19 protein-coding genes and 1 pseudogene are annotated in these 20,307 nt (G+C 73.0%); 9 read left to right on the top strand and 11 right to left on the bottom strand.

The annotated features are described in order from the left end of the window. Positions 1 to 13 precede the first annotated feature (13 nt). The 3 genes and pseudogenes from BLA60_RS01535 to BLA60_RS46495 form a co-directional block, all read right to left on the bottom strand. Positions 14 to 2,170: a hydantoinase B/oxoprolinase family protein gene (locus tag BLA60_RS01535; RefSeq protein WP_075130842.1), complete on the bottom strand. Its 2,157-nt coding sequence runs from the start codon at positions 2,168 to 2,170 to the stop codon at positions 14 to 16. Beyond that, positions 2,160 to 3,863 (bottom strand): hydantoinase/oxoprolinase family protein, encoded by a 1,704-nt coding sequence (locus tag BLA60_RS46105; protein ID WP_084734528.1) that lies wholly within the window; start codon positions 3,861 to 3,863, stop codon positions 2,160 to 2,162. Before BLA60_RS46105 ends, BLA60_RS01535 begins: the two co-directional genes overlap by 11 nt. 86 nt (positions 3,864 to 3,949) lie before the next feature. Beyond that, a pseudogene (locus BLA60_RS46495) lies at positions 3,950 to 4,204 on the bottom strand (hydantoinase/oxoprolinase N-terminal domain-containing protein); the annotation flags it as partial. 42 nt (positions 4,205 to 4,246) lie between these two features. Between BLA60_RS46495 and BLA60_RS01520 the strand changes: the two are divergent. Beyond that, a complete protein-coding gene (locus BLA60_RS01520; RefSeq protein WP_084734527.1) occupies positions 4,247 to 5,467 on the top strand; it encodes a CaiB/BaiF CoA transferase family protein in 1,221 nt (406 codons plus the stop codon). A gap of 19 nt (positions 5,468 to 5,486) precedes the next feature. After that, positions 5,487 to 7,598, top strand: a complete 2,112-nt coding sequence (locus tag BLA60_RS01515; protein WP_075130839.1) for an acetate--CoA ligase family protein — start codon at positions 5,487 to 5,489, stop codon at positions 7,596 to 7,598. A 17-nt stretch (positions 7,599 to 7,615) separates the two neighbouring features. On the opposite strand, the gene BLA60_RS01510 is transcribed toward BLA60_RS01515, so the two are convergent. Together BLA60_RS01510 and BLA60_RS01505 are read right to left on the bottom strand one after the other, a co-directional pair. Next, positions 7,616 to 8,443 (bottom strand): SDR family NAD(P)-dependent oxidoreductase, encoded by an 828-nt coding sequence (locus BLA60_RS01510; protein WP_075130838.1) that lies wholly within the window; start codon positions 8,441 to 8,443, stop codon positions 7,616 to 7,618. Positions 8,444 to 8,492: 49 nt separating this feature from the next. Next, on the bottom strand, positions 8,493 to 9,251 hold the full coding sequence (locus BLA60_RS01505; protein ID WP_075130837.1) for a FadR/GntR family transcriptional regulator: 759 nt from the start codon (positions 9,249 to 9,251) through the stop codon (positions 8,493 to 8,495). Positions 9,252 to 9,279: 28 nt separating this feature from the next. Between BLA60_RS01505 and BLA60_RS01500 the strand changes: the two genes are divergently transcribed. The 4 genes from BLA60_RS01500 (at position 9,280) to BLA60_RS01485 (ending at position 12,714) form a co-directional block, all read left to right on the top strand. Further along, positions 9,280 to 9,801, top strand: a complete 522-nt coding sequence (locus tag BLA60_RS01500) for a VOC family protein (protein WP_075130836.1) — start codon at positions 9,280 to 9,282, stop codon at positions 9,799 to 9,801. 131 nt (positions 9,802 to 9,932) lie between these two features. Next, positions 9,933 to 10,457: a hypothetical protein gene (locus BLA60_RS01495; RefSeq protein ID WP_075130835.1), complete on the top strand. Its 525-nt coding sequence runs from the start codon at positions 9,933 to 9,935 to the stop codon at positions 10,455 to 10,457. Beyond that, positions 10,454 to 12,037, top strand: coding sequence for a pentapeptide repeat-containing protein (locus tag BLA60_RS01490; protein WP_084734525.1), 1,584 nt, complete (start codon positions 10,454 to 10,456; stop codon positions 12,035 to 12,037). The genes BLA60_RS01495 and BLA60_RS01490 overlap by 4 nt, the downstream gene beginning before the upstream one ends. Positions 12,038 to 12,078: 41 nt before the next feature. Continuing rightward, entirely contained in the window at positions 12,079 to 12,714 is a 636-nt protein-coding gene (locus tag BLA60_RS01485) for a DUF1345 domain-containing protein (RefSeq protein ID WP_075130833.1), read from the top strand. Positions 12,715 to 12,720: 6 nt separating this feature from the next. Here the strand turns inward: BLA60_RS01485 and BLA60_RS01480 are convergent, their stop codons facing one another. Then, the gene (locus tag BLA60_RS01480; RefSeq protein ID WP_154814047.1) at positions 12,721 to 13,284 is read right to left on the bottom strand and encodes a hypothetical protein; all 564 of its coding nucleotides are present in this window, start codon (positions 13,282 to 13,284) and stop codon (positions 12,721 to 12,723) included. Between the two features lie 55 nt (positions 13,285 to 13,339). On the opposite strand from BLA60_RS01480, the gene BLA60_RS01475 reads away from it, so the two are divergent. Beyond that, positions 13,340 to 13,645 (top strand): antibiotic biosynthesis monooxygenase family protein, encoded by a 306-nt coding sequence (locus BLA60_RS01475; protein ID WP_075130831.1) that lies wholly within the window; start codon positions 13,340 to 13,342, stop codon positions 13,643 to 13,645. Positions 13,646 to 13,652: 7 nt separating this feature from the next. Then, the gene (locus BLA60_RS01470) at positions 13,653 to 14,192 is read left to right on the top strand and encodes an RNA 2'-phosphotransferase (protein WP_075130830.1); all 540 of its coding nucleotides are present in this window, start codon (positions 13,653 to 13,655) and stop codon (positions 14,190 to 14,192) included. Positions 14,193 to 14,206: 14 nt separating this feature from the next. On the opposite strand, the gene BLA60_RS01465 is transcribed toward BLA60_RS01470, so the two are convergent. Both BLA60_RS01465 and BLA60_RS01460 read right to left on the bottom strand, forming a co-directional pair. Beyond that, the gene (locus BLA60_RS01465; protein WP_075130829.1) at positions 14,207 to 14,518 is read right to left on the bottom strand and encodes a type VII secretion target; all 312 of its coding nucleotides are present in this window, start codon (positions 14,516 to 14,518) and stop codon (positions 14,207 to 14,209) included. A gap of 16 nt (positions 14,519 to 14,534) precedes the next feature. Beyond that, positions 14,535 to 15,062 (bottom strand): YbaB/EbfC family nucleoid-associated protein, encoded by a 528-nt coding sequence (locus BLA60_RS01460; RefSeq protein WP_075130828.1) that lies wholly within the window; start codon positions 15,060 to 15,062, stop codon positions 14,535 to 14,537. 172 nt (positions 15,063 to 15,234) lie between these two features. On the opposite strand from BLA60_RS01460, the gene sbnB reads away from it, so the two are divergent. Then, positions 15,235 to 16,230 carry a 2,3-diaminopropionate biosynthesis protein SbnB gene (gene sbnB / locus BLA60_RS01455; RefSeq protein WP_075130827.1) on the top strand — a complete coding sequence of 332 codons (996 nt, stop codon included), beginning with the start codon at positions 15,235 to 15,237 and terminating at the stop codon, positions 16,228 to 16,230. Positions 16,231 to 16,304: 74 nt separating this feature from the next. On the opposite strand, the gene BLA60_RS01450 is transcribed toward sbnB, so the two are convergent. The 3 genes from BLA60_RS01450 to BLA60_RS01440 form a co-directional block, all read right to left on the bottom strand. After that, a complete protein-coding gene (locus BLA60_RS01450) occupies positions 16,305 to 17,264 on the bottom strand; it encodes an endonuclease/exonuclease/phosphatase family protein (protein WP_162292882.1) in 960 nt (319 codons plus the stop codon). Positions 17,265 to 17,334: 70 nt separating this feature from the next. Further along, positions 17,335 to 19,140, bottom strand: coding sequence for a metallophosphoesterase family protein (locus BLA60_RS01445; protein ID WP_075130826.1), 1,806 nt, complete (start codon positions 19,138 to 19,140; stop codon positions 17,335 to 17,337). Between the two features lie 11 nt (positions 19,141 to 19,151). Beyond that, positions 19,152 to 20,207 (bottom strand): endonuclease/exonuclease/phosphatase family protein, encoded by a 1,056-nt coding sequence (locus tag BLA60_RS01440; RefSeq protein ID WP_075130825.1) that lies wholly within the window; start codon positions 20,205 to 20,207, stop codon positions 19,152 to 19,154. Between the last annotated feature and the right edge of the window lie 100 nt (positions 20,208 to 20,307).

The following is a 20,307-nucleotide window of genomic DNA, read 5'->3' as shown; positions in this document are numbered from 1 at the left end:
TTGGGCGACCGAGTCAACGGACGTCGAGCTCGAAGGAGCGCACGACCGGGTCACCGGTACGCGCGAGCTGGACGTCGACCTGGGCCGCACACCCCGGGCACCAGAAGTGCCGCATGACGAACCTCTCGTGCCCCCGGTACCGCACGCCGAACGGGCTGCGGTCGGGCATCGCCCGCTCCCCCACCACCAGCACCTCGTACGGGTCGTCCCCGGCACCGCACAGGTCGGTCCCACAGCGCGCGCAGCACGTCCGGCGCTCGACCAGGTCCAGCGTCGCGGCCACCGGCCGACCCCGCCGTTCGGGTTGCGGCGGCCGGGGCGCGCGGCCGATCCGTTCGGTCCGCCTGGCCTCCCGGGCCGCCTCGGTACCGGGCCCGTCGACGGCACTGTCCAGCGAGCCGTCCAGCGAGCCGTCCACCGTGCCGTCCACCGTGCCGTCCACGATGACCACGCCGTAGTCCCGCAGCGCTCCGCCGGCCGACACGTACCCGGTGACCACGTCGGCCAGCACCTCGGCCGGGTCGCGGTCCAGCGGGTCACCGAGCCCGCCGCCGCCCTGGGACACCGCCAGGTGCACCTGGTCGCCGGCGACCGGATAGGTCCGGACCGGCATCGGCTGCTCGGTCGCCACCTCGGCGTGCGCCCCGGGCAGCACGGCCAGCACGCTCTGGCCGCCGTACTCGCCCCCGGCGACCCCGGTCGCCACCGGGTGCTGGAGCCCCTGGCCGAACGACATCGCCTCGATCCTGTCCGTCCCGTGTGGACGCCACTGGGCGAGCGAGCCGACCCCGCCGCGCCGGGTACCGGGACCGCCGGTGTCGGCCAGCTCGGCTCGGCGCTCGTAGAGGATCGGCAGGTAGGTCTCGTTGACCTCCACGTCGACGCAGGACGCCCCCGGCGAGGTGGTGAACCCGGAGGAGTCCGCGCCGTCGGCCGACCAGGTCGCGCCGCCGCCGCCGGTGATCTCGTCGAGGGTCATGGTGGCGAAGGCGCGGCCGTCGGGCAGCGTCCCGTGGATCGTGCCGCCACCGCCGCCCGCGCCCTGGCAGCTGGCCATCACGTGCCGGGCCAGGTCGGGGTCGGTCTCCAGCAGCCGCGCCGCGCAGGCGTTGACGCACACCCGGATCGCCTGGCACGTGGACGCGGTGCTCATCGCGACCCCCGCCGGCCACCGCGCGTGCACCACCGTGCCAGGCCGGCTGCGGATCTCCACCGCCCGCCAGATCCCGCCCGGCGCCCACAGCAGCCCCCCGCACAGGTGGATCAGCACCGCGCCCACCGCGAAGTTGGCCAGGGCCGGGTAGGTGGCGTTGATCGTGCCGGGGGCCTGCGGGTCGCTGCCGGCGAAGTCCAGCACGAGCTGGTCACCGGTCTTGGTCATCGCCAGGCGCACCGTGTACACCTGCTCCGGCTCACCCTCGGGCAGCCCGTGCGGGCGGTACTCGACGTAGGCGACGTGCCGGAAGGTGCCGTCGGCCAGGCGGGACAGGCGGTCGCGGAACATCGCCTCGGCCCGGTCGAGCAGCCGGTCGAAGGTCTCGGTGACCCGCTCGGTGCCGTACTCCGCGCAGATCGCCCGCACCTGCTCCACGACCGACGCGTTGGCCGCGATCTGGCCGAGCAGGTCCAGCCGGTTCAGCTCGGCGGTGCGCGAGCGGGACAGGTACTCGCGTTCCAGGTCCGCGCGCAGCACACCGCGCTCGACCAGCCGGATCGGCGGGATCGGCAGCGCCTCGTCGTGGATCGAGCGAGCGTCGTAGGTGATGCCGCCCGGGTTGGGGCCGCCGACGTCGGGCTGGTGGGTGGTCGAACCGCTCCAGCCGACCAGCAGGTCACCGACGAAGATCGGCGCGACCACCACCACGTCCGGCTGGTGCAGCGTGCCGACGTACGGGTCGTTGGTGAGGAACTGGTCGTCCGGCCCGAAACCGGGGTTGTCCCGGTAGCGGTCGAGGATGTCGCGCACCACCAGGTGCATCGAGACGACCTGGGCGAGCACGTACCGTCCACAGCAGACCACCGCGCCGTCAGGCGCCATGATCACCGAGTTCAGGTCGCGCGCCTCGGCGGCGAGCTGGGAACCGGACTGGTTGGCCAGGATCGCGGCGGCGTCCTCGTTGATCGAGTCGAGGCGGTGGCGCAGGATCTCGAAGTCGATCTCATCGAGCACGGGCTTCTCCGTCGGTGAGGTGGAAGCAGCCCCGCTCGTCCATCCTGGCCGTGTGGCCGGGCGGCACGACCAGGGTGCTCTGGTCTGACTCCACGAACGCCGGCCCGGCGACGACCTGGCCGACCCCGATGTGCGTCCACCGGTAGACCGGGCACTCCCGCGCGTGGTCGTGGAACCACGCGACCCGCTGCCGCTGCGGGCGCGCCGGCTCACGCGGCGGGCGGGGCAGCCGGCCCGGGGGCATGGCGCTGACCTGCTCGGAGCGGACGGCCACCACCTCCACGGTCAGCTCCGGCGGCGCGGTGCCCTGGCCGGTGACCCGCTCGTAGCGCGCGCGGAACTCGGCGGCCAGCGCCGCGAGCGCCGCCGGGGTGTCCCAGCGGTCGACCGGCAGGCTGATCGTGCGCGGCTGGCGGGGGAAGCGCAGCGACACCGCGCGGCGGCGGACCGCGCCCGGGGCGGCATCCTCGTCGAGGGTGGCGAACTCCTCGTCGAGCAGACGGGTGGCCTCGGCCAGCGGGGTCGGCGGCAGGTCGCGTTCGGCGCCAAGGACCACGTCGCCGGTGGCGGCGCCGTAGGCGGACAGCTCGGCGGCGAAGGGCGGCACGACCACGTCCCGCACCCGCAGGCCGGCGGCGTACCAGGCGGCGTACTGCGGGCCGGCGCCACCGAAGGCGAACAGCGCGAAGGCCGACGGGTCGTGGCCGCGCTGGATGGTCGTGCGCCGGATGAGGTCCTTGAGCTGGTCGGTGGCCACCCGCACGATCCCCTCGGCGACCTGTTCGACCGTGCGCCGCAGCGGGCCGCACAGCTGGCCAACGGCCGCCCGCGCGGCGGCGACGTCCAGCCGCACGTCACCGCCGAGCCGGTCGACGTAGCCGAGCACGGCGGCGGCGTCGGTGAGGGTCGGGCTGGTGCCGCCCCGGCCGTAGCAGGCCGGGCCCGGTGCCGCGCCGGCACTGCGCGGCCCGACCCGCAGCGCGCCCAGATCCCCGTCGTACCAGGCGATGCTGCCGCCGCCGGTGCCGATGGAGACCACCTCGATGGCCGGCACGGCCAGCGGGTGCCGGTCGACCAGCGGGCGGCCGGAACGCTGCGCCTCGCCGTCCACGACGAGCCCGACGTCGAAGCTGGTGCCGCCGACGTCGGTGGCGATGATCCGCTCGTGGCCCAGCGCGGCGCCGATCGAGGCGGCCGCGGTGAGGCCGGCGACCGGGCCCGAGCGCAGCGAGTTCACCGGCGCGGCACGGGTGCGGGCCACCGGTTCGGCGCCGCCGCCGGTGCGCAGGACCAGCAGGCGGCCGGTGAACCCGAGCGCGGTCAGCTCGGCGTCCAGGCGCCCGAGGTAGCTGGCGACGGCCCGCGCGATGGAGGCGTCGATGACGGTGGTGGCGAACCGCTCGTACTCGCCGACGACCGGCGCGACCCGCGAGGACACCGACACCGGAACGTCCGGCAGCCGTTCGGTGACCAGTTCGGCCAGCCGCAGCTCGTGGTCGGGCCGCACGCACGACCACAGCAGCCCGATGGCCACCGCCTCGACCTGGCGGGCGGCGAGCCGGTCGATGGCGGCCAGGGCGGCGTCCTCGTCGAGCGGGACGACGACCTCGCCGTCGCGGTCGATCCGTTCGGGCACGCCGGCGATGTCCAGCGGGTCGACCAGCCGGCCGGGTTTGCGCCAGCGCACCGGCATGGTCGCCTCGGCCTGGTCGAGGCGTGGGTCTTGTTGGCCTTGGCGATGGCCAGCGTGGACTCGAACCCGGCGGTGGTCAGCAGCCCGACCCTGGCCCGTTTGCCGGTGAGCAGCGCGTTGAGGCCGACCGTGGTGCCGTGGGTGACCACGCTGGCGCGGGCCAGCAGGTCGGGTAGCTCCAGCCCGGCGGCGCGGGCGGCCGCGCCGATCGAGTTGAGCACACCGACCTCGACCTGGTCGGGGGTACTCAGTGCCTTGCCGACCACCGTCAGCCCGTCGGCGAAGGTCACCACCGTGTCGGTGAACGTTCCGCCGGAGTCGACTCCGACCACAACCGTCATGTAATCTTATATATCTTAGTTTTGTTTGATATAACAGGCTTCGTGCAGACGAGACTGCTGGACGGGCTGCGGGTGGTCGAGATCGCCCTCTTCGAGGCGGGTGGTGTCGGCACGGTCCTCGCCGACCTCGGCGCCGACGTGGTGAAGATCGAACGCCCAGGAACGGGCGACCCGGTACGCACGGCCGGCTGGCCGTTCGTCGAGGGTGTGTCGCTCATGCACCACCACCTCGGCCGGGGCAAACGCAGTGTGGCCCTTGACCTCGCCCACCCCGACGGCGCCGCGCTCGCCACCCGGCTCATGCTCGGCGCGGACGTCGTGGTCGAGGGCATGCGCCCCGGCGCGCTCGACCGGCGGGGCCTTGGCGCGGCGGCACTGCGCGCGCGGCGGCCAGAACTGGTGTGGTGCACGGTCTCCGGCTACGGCACCACCGGCCCCTACGCCCGCCTCGCCGCCCACGGCCTCGCCTTCGACGCGTGGGCCGGGCTGATGACCGTCACCCAGACCCCCGAGGGCCACCCGAGCGGCTCGGTGCGGGTGCCGCTGGGCACCCGGGTCACCCCACTGCTGGCCGCGACCTCGGTACTGGCCGCCGTGCTGCGGGCCAGGACCAGCGGTGCCGGCGCGACCCTGGACATCGCCGAGGCGGACGCCGCGATGGCGGTGGACTGGTTGACCGTCGAGGGCCACCGCGCTCACGAACGGCCCGAGTCGGAGGTCACCGGCAACCCGAACGACGGGGGCGCCCGCCGCGAACCGGGCACCGCCGGCATCGGCGAGAGCGTGCGCTACCAGGTCTACCGCAGCCGCGACGGCCACGTGCTGTTCATGGCCACCGAGCAGAAGTTCTGGGTCAACTTCTGCACGGCCGTCGGCCGGCCGGACCTCACCGGCGACGGCGCCACCGCCACCTCGCACGCCATCGGCGACCACGCCCTGCGCCGCGAGCTGGCCGGACTGTTCACCCAGCGGTCCACAGTGGACTGGGTGGCGCTCGGCCTGGCCGAGAACTTCCCCGTCGCGCCGGTCAACGACCCCCGCTCACTGGCCGACGATCCGCACTTCCGCCACCGCAACCCGTGGCTGCCGGCCGCCGAGTACGGCGCCGACCTGGTCGGCCTGCCGGTGCACCTGGTCGGCGAGCGGCTCGCACCCCCTGCCCCCGCCCCCGCCGTCGGCCAGCACACCGACGAGGTCCTGCGCGCCGCCGGGGTGTCCGACGAGGACCTCCACCGGCTGCGCGCGGCCGGCGCACTGGCCTGACCCACCCCGAGGAGAACCGTTGCCCGACACTCCCCCGCGCCCGGCGGACAGACCGACCGGCCTACGCACGATCGCCTGGCAGCACCTGTTCACCCCCGAGGTGGTCGCCGTCGTCGGCGCCACCGACACCGAGGGCAGCCCCCAGGCCTACCAGTGGCGCCAGGCCCGCGAGCGCCTGCTCGCGCTGGGCGCCCGCGCCGTGCACCCGGTGCACCCCACCAAGGACACCGTGGACGGCGTGCCCGCCTACCGGACCGTCTCGGCGGTCCCGGAGCCGGTGGACACCGCCGTGCTGCTCATCCGTGAGCCGCTGCCGGTACTGCGCGAGTGCCTGGCCGCCGGGACGCGGTTCGCGATCGTGTTCGCCTCCGGCTTCGCCGAACTGGGCACCGAGCAGGGCGACCGCGCGCAGCGGCAGCTGGCCCGCATCGCCAACGGCCCGATGCGGGTGCTTGGCCCGAACACCAACCTGAACATCTACGAGCCGTGGGCCGAAGGACTGCCGGGCCGCAAGATCGCGGTGATCTCGCAGTCGGGCAACATCGGCCGGCCGATCGTGCAGGCCGAGGCACTCGGCGTCGGGGTGGCGAGCTGGGCACCGCTGGGCAACGAGGTCGACCTGGAGTTCGCCGACTTCGTCGCCGAGTTCGCCGGGCGGCCCGAGGTCGGGGCGATCGTCGCCTACGTCGAGGGCTTCAAGGACGGCTGGACGATGCGCCTGGCCGCCGACCGCGCGCTGCGCGCCGGGGTGCCGGTGATCGTGATCAAGGTCGGCCGGACCGAGCAGGGCGCGGCCATGGCCCGCGCGCACACCGGCCATCTGACCGGCAACGACGCCGTGCACGACGCGGTGTTCCGCCAGGCCGGCGTGATCCGGATGGAGGACATCGACGAGGCGATCGAGACCGCCGGCGCGTTCTGTCACAGCGCGCCGGTCACCGGCCGGCGGGTCGCGCTGTGCGTGATGTCCGGCGGCACCGGCTCGCACGTGGCCGACCTGTGTGGACAGTACGGCCTGGAACTTCCGCCGCTGGCACCGGAAACGAGTCAGCGGCTGCGCTCGCTGCTGCCCGGCTACCTGCACGTGGACAACCCGGTGGACACCGGCGGCGTCGCCACCTCCCGGCCGGAGGGCCGCGCGGTACTGGAGGCGCTGATGGACGACCCGGCGACCGACGTGCTGCTGGCGCCGATCAACGGCGCGTTCCCCGGCCTGTCCGACGCCATCACCCGCGACCTGGTCGACCTGCACCGGCGGGGGCCCAAGCCGGTGGTGGCGGTGTGGACCTCGCCGGTGCGCGACGAGTCCCACCAGGCGCTGTGCGCGGCGGGCGTGCCGCTGTTCCACTCCTTCCGGGGAGCGGTCGTCGGGATCAGGGCGATGGCCGACTTCCACACCGACCGGCGGACCCGGCCCCGGATCGCGACGGTCAGTACGGTCCGCCGGCGGACGACCCCGGACCTGACCAGGCCGGGGATCCGCGACGAGCGCGAGTCGGGTGAGCTGCTGCGCGCCTACGGCATCCCGGTGCTCCCGTCCCAGGTGGTGACCTCGGCCGGGGCGGCGGCCAAGGCGGCGTCCGAGGTCGACGGCCCGGTGGTGCTCAAGGCGCTCTCGCCCGACCTCGCGCACAAGTCCGACCTGGGGCTGGTGATCACCGGCGTCACCGGGGCCGACGCCGCGCGTGCCGCCTACGACCGCATCGTGGCCACCGCCGCCGAGCGGGCGCCGGCCGCGCGGCTGGGCGGTGTGGTGGTGGCGCGGCAGGTGACCGACGCGGTCGCCGAGGTGCTGCTGGGCGTGAGCCACCAGCACCCGTTCGGGCCGACGATCACCGTGGGCCTGGGCGGGGTGCTGGCCGAACTGGTGGCCGACACCGCGTTCGGCGTGCCGCCCTTCGACGAGGAGCACGCGCGGTGGATGGTCGGGCAGACCAGGATCGGCACGCTGCTCGGCGGCTTTCGCGGTGGTCCGGCCGGTGACCTGGACGCGCTGGTGACCACGATCCTGCGGCTGCACGACCTGGTGCTCGACGTCGGCCACCTGGTGTCCGAGGTGGACGTCAACCCGCTGCTGGTGCGACCGAAGGGTCTCGGCGTGGTCGCGGTGGACGCGCTGGTGGTCGTGTGAGGGTGGTCGGGTAGCGGTCAGGCGCGGGCGCCGCCGGCGACCGGGACCGAGGCTCCGCTGACGAACGAGGACTCGTCGGACACCAGGAACTCGAACACGGCGGCGACCTCGTCGGGCGACTGGCCCCGGCCAAGCGGGATCCGCTCCGCCAGCCAGTCGGCCAGCGACAGGCCGGCCGCCTCGGCCAGCTTCACCAGCCCGGGGTTGTGCACGCCGTCGTGGGACTCGCTGACCCCCAACGGGCACACCGTGTTCACCCGGATCCCCCGGGGTCCCAGCTCCCGGGCGAGCACCCCGGCGAGGTGGTTGACGCCGGCCCTGGCGACGCCGACGACCCCGGCGCGGGGCGTGGAGTCGAGGCCGGCGTAGGAGGACAGCAGCACGACCGAGCCGCCGGCCTCGCCCATCGCGGCGGCCGCGGCCCGCGCGGCGAGCCAGGAGGCGGTCAGGTTCCAGTCGACGCCCCGCGCCCACGCCGAGGGCGTGACGTCGGCCAGCGGGCCGTCGCCGAAGCCGGCGCCGGTGGCACCGACGAGGTGGCACAGCGCGTCGATCCCACCGAGGTGGCGCACGCCGTCGGCGACGAACCGGTCGAGTTGGTCGGGGTCGAGCGGGTCGAGTTCGGTGGCCGGGACCGGGTGGCCGGCCAGTTCGCTCGCCTCGGCCACGACCTCGGCGAGGGCCTCGGGGGTGGCGGTGTGCGTGCCCGGTGTGCCGGCCGGGGCGACCGCGTCACCGATCACCAGCGAGGCGCCGCCGCCGGCCAGGCGCGCCACGAGCGCGCGGCCGATGCCGGTCGACCGGGCCGCACCCATGACCAGTACCCGCTTTCCACGCACGGACATGGCAGCTCCTCTCGCGTTCACCTGTCATCTTATATATCTTTCATAGATATCAGGTGAAGGAGGTGAAGCGATGCAGATCCGACCAGGCGATCGGCTCGGCCACCTGACGCGGGTAGCCCTCGGTGAGCCGCCGGCCGAACTCCACCTCGAGGTCACGCATCCGCCGGGCCGCCAGCACCGGGTCGTGCTCACGGACCGCCTCGAGGATCCCGCGCAGCCTGCCCAGCACCTCGACCCGGTAGGGCTCGTCGGGCACGAACCCCGCGCTGTTCACGATGGCCCGCAGCGCCGGGCTGAGGAAGGCGAACAGCTCGTTGTGGCTGCTGGCCGCCAGATGGCGCCAGAACGACTCGTAGGCCGCGGCGAACCGCCGGTACACCCCGATCCCCGCCTCGACCTCGGCCAGGTCCTCGGCCATCTCCGCGATCTGCCCGGCCGTGGCGTTGCGCGCCGCCAACTCCGCCATCCCCGGCTCGATCGCGACCCGCGCGTCCAGCACGGTCCGCAGCGGCGCCCCCGCGAACTGGAGCAGCAGGGCGAACGTGGAGGCCAGGTGCGGCCATCCCGGCGCGACGATCTCCGGCCCGCCACCCGGCCCAGGGCGCATGGCGATCACCCCGTGGTTCTCCAGGATGCGCAGCGCCTCGCGGTAGGTGCCCCGGCCCACGCCGTGCCGGCGGATCGCCTCCGCCTCGGACAGGTACCGGTCCCCCGGCACCATCCCGTCGTCGTACATCGTCTGCACGATCTGCCGGGCGACCTCCAGCGAACGCTTCGGCCGCCGGGCCTGCTCGTCGCCTGCCAGCACCCGGTCATCGTCGCATGAGGGGGGTCGCATGAGTGGGCTGGAGGTCCTCGGCGTGTGCCACCTCGGCCTCGCCGTCCCCGACATCGCCGAGTTCCGCCGGAGCTGGGGCCCCCTGCTCGGCGTCGGCGACTGGTTCGAGGCCGACATCACCCAGCCGGCCGGGGCGGTCACCCTGTTCGGCGAACCGACCGGCGAGGCCACCTCCCGGGTCGCCTTCGGCCGTTTCGGCGACACCGCGCTGGAACTCGTCGAGCCCCGCACCGGCGAGACCAGGACCTCGCGCTGGCTCGCGGCACACGGGCCGGGCATCCACCACGTCTGCGTCTGGGTGCCCAGCGTGCCCGACGCGCTGGCCGCGCTCCCGCCGGGCGCGCAGGTGAGCTACGCGCCGACGTCGCTGTGCACCGCGACGCCACCGGGGCCCGGCGACTTCTGGGCCTATGTGGAGGTCGCCGGCGCGCGGGTCCCGTGGTGCGTCGAGCTGATGGACGTGCGTGCCGTGGACACCGTCCGCGCCCGCTTCGGCGACCACCTGAGATATCCGTCCTGAGCGTGTCTCGCAAGGGGCCGGGCCGGCATCCGTAGCGGGAGCAAAGGACCGGCCGTGGGCGATCCGGGTGCCGTCCTGGCGAATGTCCGATCTGGCTACCATCCGCTGGTGGTGACGAAGGAACAATCCGCATGATCGAACATCAGACCGGGTCCGGGCTGGCCGCGCCCGTCGTCGGCAGGGTCCGGGCGCGGGGCACCGCGTTCGTCCGGCGCACGGCCATCTCACTGTCCGCGTCGGGGGTGGCGGCCGGATTCGGGGCCGTGCTGACGCCGTGGGGGATGACCACGCCGTGGCTGGCCGGCCTGGCCGGGCTGGTGCTGGCGTCGACGTTCGTCGTCGGGACGGCCCGGGACCTGCGGTCCTACGGTCAGCTGTGGGTCACCACCTCGCCGACGCGGCTGGTGCTGCGCGGCCTGCGCGGCGTCGTCGAGTACGAACTGGACAAGGTCGCGGCCGTGCAGGTGTGGTGCGACTGCGGCAGCGCGGCGAAGTCGGTCGCGGCGCACCGTGACGAGCTGGAGGTCGTGCTGCGCGACGGCCGCGCGATCCGGCTGATCTCCGGCACGGTGTTCCCACCGGACACGGCGTTGACACTGAGTGAGTTGCTGGCACCCGCCGGGGTGAAGGTCGTCGACTGGGGTGAGCCCGAGTGAGCTTCTTACGTAACGTGCTCGGCGCGGTCGCGGTGAGCGCCGCCGTGCTGCTCCCGACCGCGCCCGCCGCCGCGGTGAGCGCCCCGTGCGGCCCGCTCACCGTCCCGGAACGCGTGGCCGACCACGTCATCCCGTCGCTGGACCAGCTGGCCTGCGCCGACCTGCGCGGCATCGACTTCGGCCAGGAGGATCTGGAGGGCGCTGACCTGCACGGCTCCAACCTCCAGGGAGTGTCGCTGGTCCAGGCGAACCTGACCAACGCGAACCTCGCCGGCGCCGATCTCGCCGGCGCCAGTCTCAGCCAGGCCGACCTGGTCGGGGCGAACCTGCGCGGCGCGAACCTGCGGCACGCGCGGCTCATCCAGGCCGACCTGACCCGCGCGGACCTGCGCGACGCGGACCTGCGCGACGCCGAGCTCATCCAGGCCACGATGTACCGCACCGACACCCGGGACGCCGACCTGCGCGGCGCCACCCTCATCCAGGTAGACACCAACCCGCCGGAGACCACCGAAGCGGTGCCGACACCGACCCTGACACCAACACCGACACCGGAGCCGACCCCGGAGTCCGTGCGGGCCGACCCGGGCGAGCAGACCTCGGCCGAGGAGGCGGTGCCGGTGGCCACCGGGCCGCAGCTGGCGTGGGTGGCGTTCTGGCCGGCCTGCGCGCTGGTGCTCCTGTGGTGGCGCATCCGCTTCGGGTTCCTGCTGCGCCACCGCGACACCACCCGCCCGCGGGCCGGTGACCTGGTGGCCGCGGGCTCCGGCGTCGTGCTGGTGGTGGCCGGGCTCTACCTGACGGTCGTGGGCGTCGGGCGCGGCTTCGCCCATCTCGTCAGCACCGAGTTCATCCAACTGTGGGACTGGGCGATCGACCCCGGCCCACTCGGCTGGCTGGCCACCGAACCGCAGTGGCAGCTGTTCAGCGCGGCGGCCGCGTTCGTCCTGGGCGGGTTCGCCCGGCTGCTCGGCCGGCGCCGCCCGAAGCGCACGCCGGTGCGGGCGATCGGCCAGGTGTCCGCGGGCGAGCCGTCCCCGGCGGCGTGGGGGCCGGCGTTCAGCCGGCCGGTGCGCGACGTCGCCCGCTTCGTGCTGCTGGCGGCGGTCCTGGACTTCCTCGCCGTCATCGCGATCCTGATCTTCGGTGAGCTGCCCACGACCGGGCCGTGGCAGGGCGGGACGGTGATCGCGCACCTGGTGTTCGTCGCGGTGCTCATGATCGTGGCGTTCCGGTTCGCCTCGCACGCCGACTACGGCGAGAAGCTGCACACCCTCACCGGCGTGGTGCTCGTCGGCGGGGTCCGCGAGCCGTTCGTGTGGCTGTCGGGCAAGACCACCGATGACGACCCGGTCAGCACGGCGCTGCCGTGGGAGGCACTCGAACAGGTCCACCTCATCCGGGTGCTGGGCACCGCCCAGGACACCGCCGCCATGTTCACCGTCCGCCTCCCCGGCAGCAAGCGCGCCAGCGAGCACCCCACGGAGCTGTCGGTCACCCCCGAGCAGGTCGACGCGCTGCGGGCGATGGTGCCGCCGGAGATGATCACCGAGCACACGAGGGTGCCCTCGTCGAACTGACACCGGGTGCGGGGGTCGGCACGCGGTTAGGGTGATGGTCGATGACGACCAGGTTGCGCGTGTCGGCGGTCACCCGTCTCGTCCTCGCCGTGGTCGCCGGCGCGGCGCTCGGCGCGGTGGTGTCGCTGTTCACGACCGAGCCGCTGGGCGTGCTCGCCGGCATCGCGGTGACCGAGGCGGTCTTCGTGGTGACCGGCTGGATCGTGCTGTGGCCGATGGACGGCGACCAGACCCGCCGCAACACCCGCCGTGAGGACTTCCGTCCGGTGGCCGAGGAACTGGCCGTCGTCGGGGTCTCGGCGTGTGGGCTGGTCGGGATCGTGGTGCTGCTCCTGCTGCCGCACACCGGCGCCCGGCACGCGGTCGCCGCGGTCGCGCTCGCCGGGGTGTTCATGGCGTGGGCGGCGCTGCACCTGATGTACGCCACCCGCTACGCCCACCTCTACTACTCCGCCTCCGGCGGCATCGACTTCCACTCCGACGAGGCGCCGACCTACCGGGACTTCCTGTACTTCAGCTACAACCTCGGCATGTGCTACCAGGTCGCCGACACCGACGTGTCCAGCTCGACGATCCGCGCCGTCGTCCTGCGGCACAACCTGCTGTCCTACGTGTTCGGCACCAGCGTCCTGGCGACCACCATCAACCTGGTGGCCGGCGCGGTCGCCAACGACTGACCCGCTCTAGCAGCCGTAGGACAGCACCCGCGACGGCCGCCCGGTCCCGCCGTCGAGCGTCACCGTGACCGAGCCGACGGACAGCCACACCCGCAGGCCGTCGCGGCCGGTCCACTCGACCCTGGTGAACGTGTGCTGGTCGGAGTTGACGCAGCCAAGGTCCCACTCGCGCTCGGCCAGCCCACCGCCCGAACGCACCCGCAGCTCCCACGTCGGGTCGATGATGTTGCTCCCCCGCAGCACCCGCACCTCGCGGTCACCGTCGGGTGAGCGGTGCCGGGACAGTTCGGTGAGCTCCGTGCGCATCCCCTGCGCGAGCAGGCCCAGCCCCGCCCAGCCGAGGGCCACGACGGCCAGCAGACCGGTCAGCACCGTGCGCGACACCCGTTCGCGGACGGTCAGCCACCCGGCGACCGCCAGCAGGGCCAGCGCGGCGACACCGAACAGGAACGGCCGCGCGAGCTGGTCGAACACCACGAAACCCCCGGGGCGGGCCGTGCCCAGCGCGGCGGCGGCCACCAACGCGACGGCCAGTGCCACGGCCGGCCAGGCCAGACGTCGTCGGGTCACCGGGGTTGGACGGCGTCGGGGGCCGGGGGTTCCCGTCATGGGCCAAGATGGGGACATGAGCATCGTGAAGATCAACGTGTTGACCGTGCCGGAGGAGATGCGGGAGACGCTCGAACAGCGGTTCGCCGCGCGCGCCGGGATGGTGGAGGGCTCCGACGGGTTCGAGTGGTTCGAGCTGCTGCGGCCGGTCGAGGGCACCGACCGGTACCTGGTCTACACCCGCTGGCGCAGCGAGGAGGACTTCCAGAACTGGATGGCGAGCACCGGCGCCGGGCACGGCGGCGGCGGTCGGCCGGCGGCCAGCGGCTCGGAGGCGTGGACGTTCGAGGTCATCGAGCAGACCGGCCCGCGCGCGGGGTGAGCCGGCGATGGACGAACGCCGGATGATCCGGATCTCCAAGTACCTCGCCAAGCACCTGCGCCACCAGCCCGAGCGGCTGGGCCTGGTGCTGGACACCGGCGGCTGGGTGGACGTCGACGTGTTGCTGGCCGCCTGTGCCGCCAACGGCTTCGCCCTCACCCGGGCCGAGCTGGAACACGTGGTGACGGCCAACGACAAGCAGCGCTACGCCTTCGACCCGGCCGGCACCCGGATCCGGGCCAACCAGGGGCACACCGTCGCCGTCGACCTCGATCTGCCGGTGGCGACACCGCCGGACGTGCTCTACCACGGCACGGCGCACCGGTTCCGCGACGCGATCGCCCGGGAGGGACTGCGGCCGATGGACCGGCACGACGTGCACCTGTCGGCCGATCCGGAGACGGCGCGGCGGGTCGGCGCCCGGCACGGGACACCGGTGGTGCTGCGGGTCGACGCGGCCGCCATGGGCGCGGCCGGGCACACCTTCCGGGTCAGCGCCAACGGGGTGTGGCTGGTCGGCGCGGTGCCGCCGGAGTTCCTCGGCTGAGCTCCCGCCGGGCGCTACAGGTCGGCCTCGATCGACTCGTGACGGGTGGCCTCGGCGGTCTCGGTGGTGTCGTAGTCACGCACGGTGTCCCGGACCTTCCTGGCCGTGTCGGCCAGCGCCTCGGCACTGTCCCGCAGCGTCCGCACGCCCAGCTCCTCGAACGGCTGGAGCAGCATCGCGAACGGCTGGCAGACCACGCCGTAGGCGCTGTTGTCCATGGTGACCGTGTTCGCCGCGTCGACCGCGGTGCGCATTCGGTCGGTGAGCCCGTCGACCTTGCCGGCGTGCGAGGACAGCTCGCCGCCGAGTACCTCGAAGCCTTCCACCGTGGGGTCCCCTCTCCTATCGGCCGAAGACGGACTGGCCGCCGAAGTCGTCACCGTCGTCGTCACCGTCACCGCTGGTGGGCCGGGGCGGGGGCGGCGGCGGGGTGTCGGCCGGCTCGTCCTCGATCTCCTCGAACGCCATCGGCCGCGAGTCCTCCGGCCGGGCGTCGTCCTCGTCGGGCGGTGCCGGGAAGTTCCGTTCGGCGGTCGCCACGATGTGCGCGCCGGCCGGGTCGTCGCCGACGGTCTCGGCCATGATCTCGGCCAGCCGCCGCGGGTACCGGGACTGCGCCTTGCGGATGGCGGCCATCACACTGGCCGCGATGTCGTCGGGCGCCATCTCCCTGACCTTGTCGGTCATCGCGATGTTGGTCGGCAGCCCGTTGTTGCCGACGGTGGCGCTCACCGCGCCGCCGGCCACCGACTCGGTGATCGACACCTCCGCCACCCGGTCGGCCATGCTCTGGAACCGCGCCGCCTTCTGCTCGGCGTCCCGCTCCCAGTTGTCCAGCATCCGAAGGGTGTCCGCCATCGGGTCACTCATGGGTCGACTCCCGCGACATCATCGGGCCAGCTCATCGGCCCATCCACCCCGCCACCCTACGTCGCCCCCGCACCGAACGGGTACGGACGGGCGAAGTGGCCGACCACTACCCTGCACCGGCGGCCGTACCCACGCCCGTGTCCACGCCCCGCGGGCGAGCTGAAAGGCGATCATGACCTCGTTCACCGTCGTACCAGGCACGGTCGTGTCCCAGATCCTGTCCACCGCGCACCAGGACCTGCTCCAGGTGGTCGCCCGGACCTACCTGGCCCACGAGGACGGCCACTCGGTCAACCCGGACAGCTACTTCCTGCGGTTCCCCGACAAGCCGGACTCCCGGGTGATCGCCCTGCCCGCCTATCTCGGCGGCGACGTCGACACGATCGGCATCAAGTGGATCGCGAGCTTCCCCGGCAACGTCGCCGAGGGCCTGCCCCGCGCGTCGGCGGTGCTGCTGCTCAACGACTACCGGACCGGCTACCCGACCGCGTGCCTGGAGGCGGCCGGGATCAGCGCGGCCCGCACGGCGGCGTCGGCGGCGCTGGCCGCCCGTGAGCTGGTGTCCGGGCCCGGCAGCGTGGCGTTCGTCGGTGCCGGGGTGATCGCCAGGACCATCGCCGACTACCTGGCGGCGGCCGGCATCGAGCCCACCGAGGTCCTCGTCCACGACCGCGACGACCCCAGCGCCGAGAACCTGTCACGGCACGCCGCCGGGGTGTTCTCGGTGCCCAGCCGCACCGGCACCGCCGCCGAGGCGCTCGCCGCGGACCTGGTCGTGTTCGCCACCACCGCCGCGAGCCCGTGGGTCCCCGAACAGACCGCGGCGCGCCCCGGCCAGGTCCTGCTCAACATCTCCCTGCGCGACCTGCCCCCGGCGCTGCTGCTGCGGTCCAACAACATCGTCGACGACGTCGACCACTGTCTGAAGGCCCAGACCTCCCCGCACCTGACCGAACAGCTCACCGGCAACCGCGACTTCGTCAACGGCACCCTGGGCGCCCACCTGCGGGGCACGGTCGACCTCGACCCGGACCGCCCGGTGATCTTCTCCCCCTTCGGCCTGGGCATCCTCGACCTCGCCGTCGGCCACCACGTCCTGGGCAGGGCCAGGGAATCCGGTGGGGCGACCGAGATCCCCGACTTCATCGGCGAACCGACCCGCTGGTGAGCCGGGGACAGTAACGTCCCCGGCGTGGGTGGGGTCGACGAGCTGACCCGGTAGCAGGCGAGGACGGGACGGGCTCAGGGGACGCGGAGGGTGACCGTGCCGACGATGGCCTGGTGGTCGGCGCACTGGGGGACGCCGGTGCACGTCGTGGGGATGGGCAGGGCGTCGGCGGTGTAGGAGCCGACGATCCGGGACTCCCGCGCCATGATCATGTCGACCTTGGCGTAGCCGCCGCACGGAGGAATGGTGGTCGGGGGGTCGTCGGCGGTCCATTCGCCGTAGCCGGGGCAGTGGGCGGGGTCGGCGTCGTCGAGTTCGCGGTGGGCACCGGTGTTGTTGGGGTTGTTGACGGTGTTCGCCGACGGCGAGTAGTAGCCGTTGAGGCGGCCGTAGTCGGGCTGGGCGTTGAAGTCGCCGGCGATCAGGTACGCCTCACCGGCGGCGTGGAAACCGTCGAGCAGGCCGAGCATGTGGTTGAGCTGCTGGGTTTTCGCGTCGGGGGCGCCCGGCGGCGAGTCCGGCGGGACCAGGGTCTGGGTCGTGATGTGCACGGTGCAGAACGTCATCGCGGGGGTGTCCCGCAGCGGGGCGCACAGCAGCTTGCGGGTGCCCGCCTTGCCGTCCCAGGGAAGCTCGTACTGCCGGGAGGTGCCCAGCGCCTCCCGGCTGAACAGCGCCTGGCCGAACGTCTCGTTCCCGGCGCAGATCTCCGGGTGTGGGTCGCGGGTCGCCGCGAACCGGGAGAAGTCCGCCGAGGCCGGCCAGCCGTTGGCGCTCAGGCTCGACTGGATCGCCTTGTACTGCCCCCAGCAGATCTCGTTGAACGACGCGAAGTCCGCGTCCTGCTCCAGGATCGAGGTCACCGACTCGCGCACGATCCCGTTGGTCGTTGAGCCGCCGTTGATCAGGTTGCCGGAGATGTTCCAGTCCCACACCGTGAACGTGCGGACCTGCTCGGCCTGCGCGGCGGTCGCCGCCGGCACCAGGAACGCCGAGGCCGCCAGGATCGCGCCCAGTGCTGCCCGCCACCTCATGGGGTCACTCCTTTCCTTGCCCTCACAGGAAAAACGGGCCGGGCGGGTGTCGCCGCCCGGCCCGTCGCCGTCACCGGACGGGTGTTCCCCGCCGGCCGATGTCGATCACGACCTCGTCGTCGTAGGTACGACGTTCGGTCCGCACCACCTCCAGGTCCTGGTCAAGGACCGGGAACAGGTGCACCGGTGTCAGCGTGATCCGCGCGGTCCGGTTCCGGTCCCCGCGCACGCGATCCACGTTGATCTCCAGGTGGCCGTAGTGCTTGCCACCGCCGACCAGCCGTGGCTCGCCGTCGCGCCCGCTGGTCCACCGCTCGGGCTCGCTCTGGTCAGCGGTCCACCGGCTGTACTGGTTGTACTCCAGCGGCGCGCTGTCCAGCGTCGACCCCTCGCGGCGCACACCACGCAGACCGTCGCCGGACACGCCGACGTCGTAGTAGTGCACGCCGACACCGTCGCCGTCCGAGTCGACGAAGCTGCGCTCGAACATCTCGCTGTGCCCGGAGATCACCGCCGCGACCCCGTAGCGCTCGAACAGCGGGCTGTACACGCGCATCGGCGTGCCGCCCTGCCCGGAGGTCAGCGCGTGGTTCATCGGCAGCCCGTGCTCACCGGAGCTGTAGGGCACGTGGTGGAACTGCACCAGCACGGCCTGTCCCCTGGCGCGCGCGTCGGCCAACTGGCGCTCCACCCAGTTCCACTGCACGCTGCCCGGGTTGTACGCGGCGATGTCGTCGCCGCCGGCACGCTCGTACTGCTCGCGGGTGAAGTTCTCCTGCGTGTCGGTGCCCGGGCCGGTGTACTCGCGCCCGGTCAGCTTCTCCTCCGGCGCGTAGTTCGCCGCCGCGTCGTCCGGCTCGCCGTTGTTGCTGTCCAGGGTCAGGATCGTCACCGGGCCGTAGTCCACCCGGTAGTAGTTGTCCTGGTACCGCTCGGTCCCGTTGCCGGGGCTGTCGAAGTACGCGTGGAACTTGGCCCTGGACCGCACGACCGGTGTCCGGTCCTCGGGGGTGCCGTAGCCGCCGTTGAGCGCGCCGAAGCTCTCCCAGTTCCCGAACGCCGGCAGGATCGGCACCGACGACAGCAGGTTCCCGTTGACCCCGGCGGTGTTGCGGAAGAACTCGTCCCACCCCGGCTGGTACCCGCCGCCCTGGACCAGGTCGCCGGTGAACAGCACCGCGTCGGGCTGTCGCTGTTGGACGGCCGCGAGGTTGCGGCGCAGGCCCTCGTCCTCGGTCAGCGGGTAGCGCAGCACCTGCGAGCCGGACAGCGTCGTCGTTCCGTGCACCTGGTCCCAGGCCGACCCGGACGCCGCCGAGGGCCGCCCGTCGGCACCGGCCCCCGGCGCCCACTCGCGTTTCTGCACCCGCCCCCTGGGCTCAGTCTCCGAGTCCGACATGGCGATCAGCCGCAGGTGGTTCCAGTTCCGCGCGCTCGGGGCGGTGGCGAACCGACCGGACACGGTGGACCGTCCCTGCCGGACGGTGTACTGGTAGCGGTGACCGGCCCGCAGGCCACCGACCAGCTCGGTGTGCTTGTAGTTGTGCGGGCCGCGCAGCCATGATCCCTGGTCGAGGCCGGGGATCTGCTCGGCGCGCTCGGCGTCGGTGTAGGCCAGTTCCGGCTGGGTCGTCCCGCCGACGTGGTAGGTGCGGCTGCCCTGGACACCGGGGCCGCGCACGGTCAGTGTGCCCGGCTCACCGTCCTCGGTGAACCAGGTGACCCTGATCCCCGACTCGCTGGGGCTCTGCAGGTAGGGCAGGACGCGGAACTCCTCCCGCGACCCGCCGCCGGCACTGGCCGGTGAGGCCACGGCCAGCGGGAGGACCAGTGCGGTGAGGCTCGCGAGCGCGAGCAGTGTTCTCCTGTGGCGCATGTCGGACTCCCTCAGCGCTTCAGGGTGACGTCACCGACCGCGATCCGGTGGTCGGAGAAGGGCGTGGTGATCACCCAACCGGACTCCGGGCCGACCGTGAAGTGCCGCTGGTCGACGAAGATGTAGTCGATGCGTCGGTTGCTGGAGTAGGGCTGGTCGTAGATGTCGGGCTGGCCCTCCCGGCCCATGGTCCACTCGCCCTGCCGGTGTCCACACTTCTCGGTGCCCAGGTTGAAGTGCCGGATGACGGGCCAGCGCGGGTCGCGGCTGTCGACCTCGTTGAACACGCCCTTGCCGCCGCACTTGCTGTAGAAGAAGTCCAGCGAGGGCAGGAAGGGCAGTTCGTTGAGGTCGCCCATCAGCGCGACGGGCATCCGCTTGGCCATCGGGGTGATGGCCTCGGCGATGACTTCGGCCTGCGCGTAGTTGATCGAGCGGCCGTAGTTCGGGTCCTGGGCGATGTCCGGGTCGTTCGGGAAGGACGTCTCGTTGACCAGCGGCAGCGGGACCTCGGTGTGGGTGACGCAGGCGCGGACCTCGCGGGCGCGCGGGATGTCCACGTCGCCGCAGACCAGCTTGCGGTAGCGCTCGCGGTAGTGGTAGCCGAGGTCGAGGTAGGGGGTGTCGCCGAACATGACCCGCTCGGAGTCGTACTTGCTCATCAGTCCCATGACGTACCAGCCGTCGGGGTTGACGACCGGGTCGTAGCAGTTGGGGATGTCGTAGTTGGTGACCACGACCTGGTCGCTCAGGCCGGCGTAGCCGGGCTTGGCCTTCAGCGCGTCGCGCAGCGCGACCCACTGGGTGTAGCACATCTCGTTGAGACCGATGATCTCCGCGCGCTCGGCGGCGATCCGGTTGGCGGTGTCGGTCACCGGCGCGCCGGTGTCGCCGCCGTTGAACCCGTTGCCGGCGAAGTTGAAGTCCAGGAAGCGCACGTCGCGTTCCTGCGGTCGCGACGCCGTTCCCGCGTCGGACTCGGGTGCCGCGGCCACGGTCGGCGCCGCCGCCACCACGGCCAGCGCCGCGCACGCGGCGGCGGCCAGGGCCACCAGCTTGATCCTCATCGCGCTCCTCAGGGTGATGATTCCTGTCTAGACCGGTATTTCGCCGGACGCTAACACCCGGTGGGAGCACTGACAAGGGAGGAAAAGCCGGCACGGGCGG

This window comes from Actinophytocola xinjiangensis (assembly GCF_001921215.1).
In the GTDB taxonomy this organism is placed as follows: Bacteria; Actinomycetota; Actinomycetes; order Mycobacteriales; family Pseudonocardiaceae; genus Actinophytocola; species Actinophytocola xinjiangensis.
The sequence above is the reverse complement of the archived record's forward strand: the minus strand, read 5'-3'. Positions and strand labels throughout refer to the sequence as shown.

What these genes read in the sequence shown, in the direction of transcription:
- BLA60_RS01440 (WP_075130825.1), bottom strand. Translation starts at nt 20,207, where the DNA reads ATGAGGATCAAGCTGGTGGCCCTGGCCGCCGCCGCGTGCGCGGCGCTG.
- BLA60_RS01485 (WP_075130833.1), top strand. Translation starts at nt 12,079, where the DNA reads ATGACGACCAGGTTGCGCGTGTCGGCGGTCACCCGTCTCGTCCTCGCC.
- BLA60_RS01470 (WP_075130830.1), top strand. Translation starts at nt 13,653, where the DNA reads ATGGACGAACGCCGGATGATCCGGATCTCCAAGTACCTCGCCAAGCAC.
- BLA60_RS01460 (WP_075130828.1), bottom strand. Translation starts at nt 15,062, where the DNA reads ATGAGTGACCCGATGGCGGACACCCTTCGGATGCTGGACAACTGGGAG.
- BLA60_RS01500 (WP_075130836.1), top strand. Translation starts at nt 9,280, where the DNA reads ATGAGTGGGCTGGAGGTCCTCGGCGTGTGCCACCTCGGCCTCGCCGTC.
- BLA60_RS46105 (WP_084734528.1), bottom strand. Translation starts at nt 3,863, where the DNA reads ATGCCGGTGCGCTGGCGCAAACCCGGCCGGCTGGTCGACCCGCTGGAC.
- BLA60_RS01495 (WP_075130835.1), top strand. Translation starts at nt 9,933, where the DNA reads ATGATCGAACATCAGACCGGGTCCGGGCTGGCCGCGCCCGTCGTCGGC.
- BLA60_RS01510 (WP_075130838.1), bottom strand. Translation starts at nt 8,443, where the DNA reads ATGTCCGTGCGTGGAAAGCGGGTACTGGTCATGGGTGCGGCCCGGTCG.
- BLA60_RS01445 (WP_075130826.1), bottom strand. Translation starts at nt 19,140, where the DNA reads ATGCGCCACAGGAGAACACTGCTCGCGCTCGCGAGCCTCACCGCACTG.
- BLA60_RS01450 (WP_162292882.1), bottom strand. Translation starts at nt 17,264, where the DNA reads ATGAGGTGGCGGGCAGCACTGGGCGCGATCCTGGCGGCCTCGGCGTTC.
- BLA60_RS01475 (WP_075130831.1), top strand. Translation starts at nt 13,340, where the DNA reads ATGAGCATCGTGAAGATCAACGTGTTGACCGTGCCGGAGGAGATGCGG.
- sbnB (WP_075130827.1), top strand. Translation starts at nt 15,235, where the DNA reads ATGACCTCGTTCACCGTCGTACCAGGCACGGTCGTGTCCCAGATCCTG.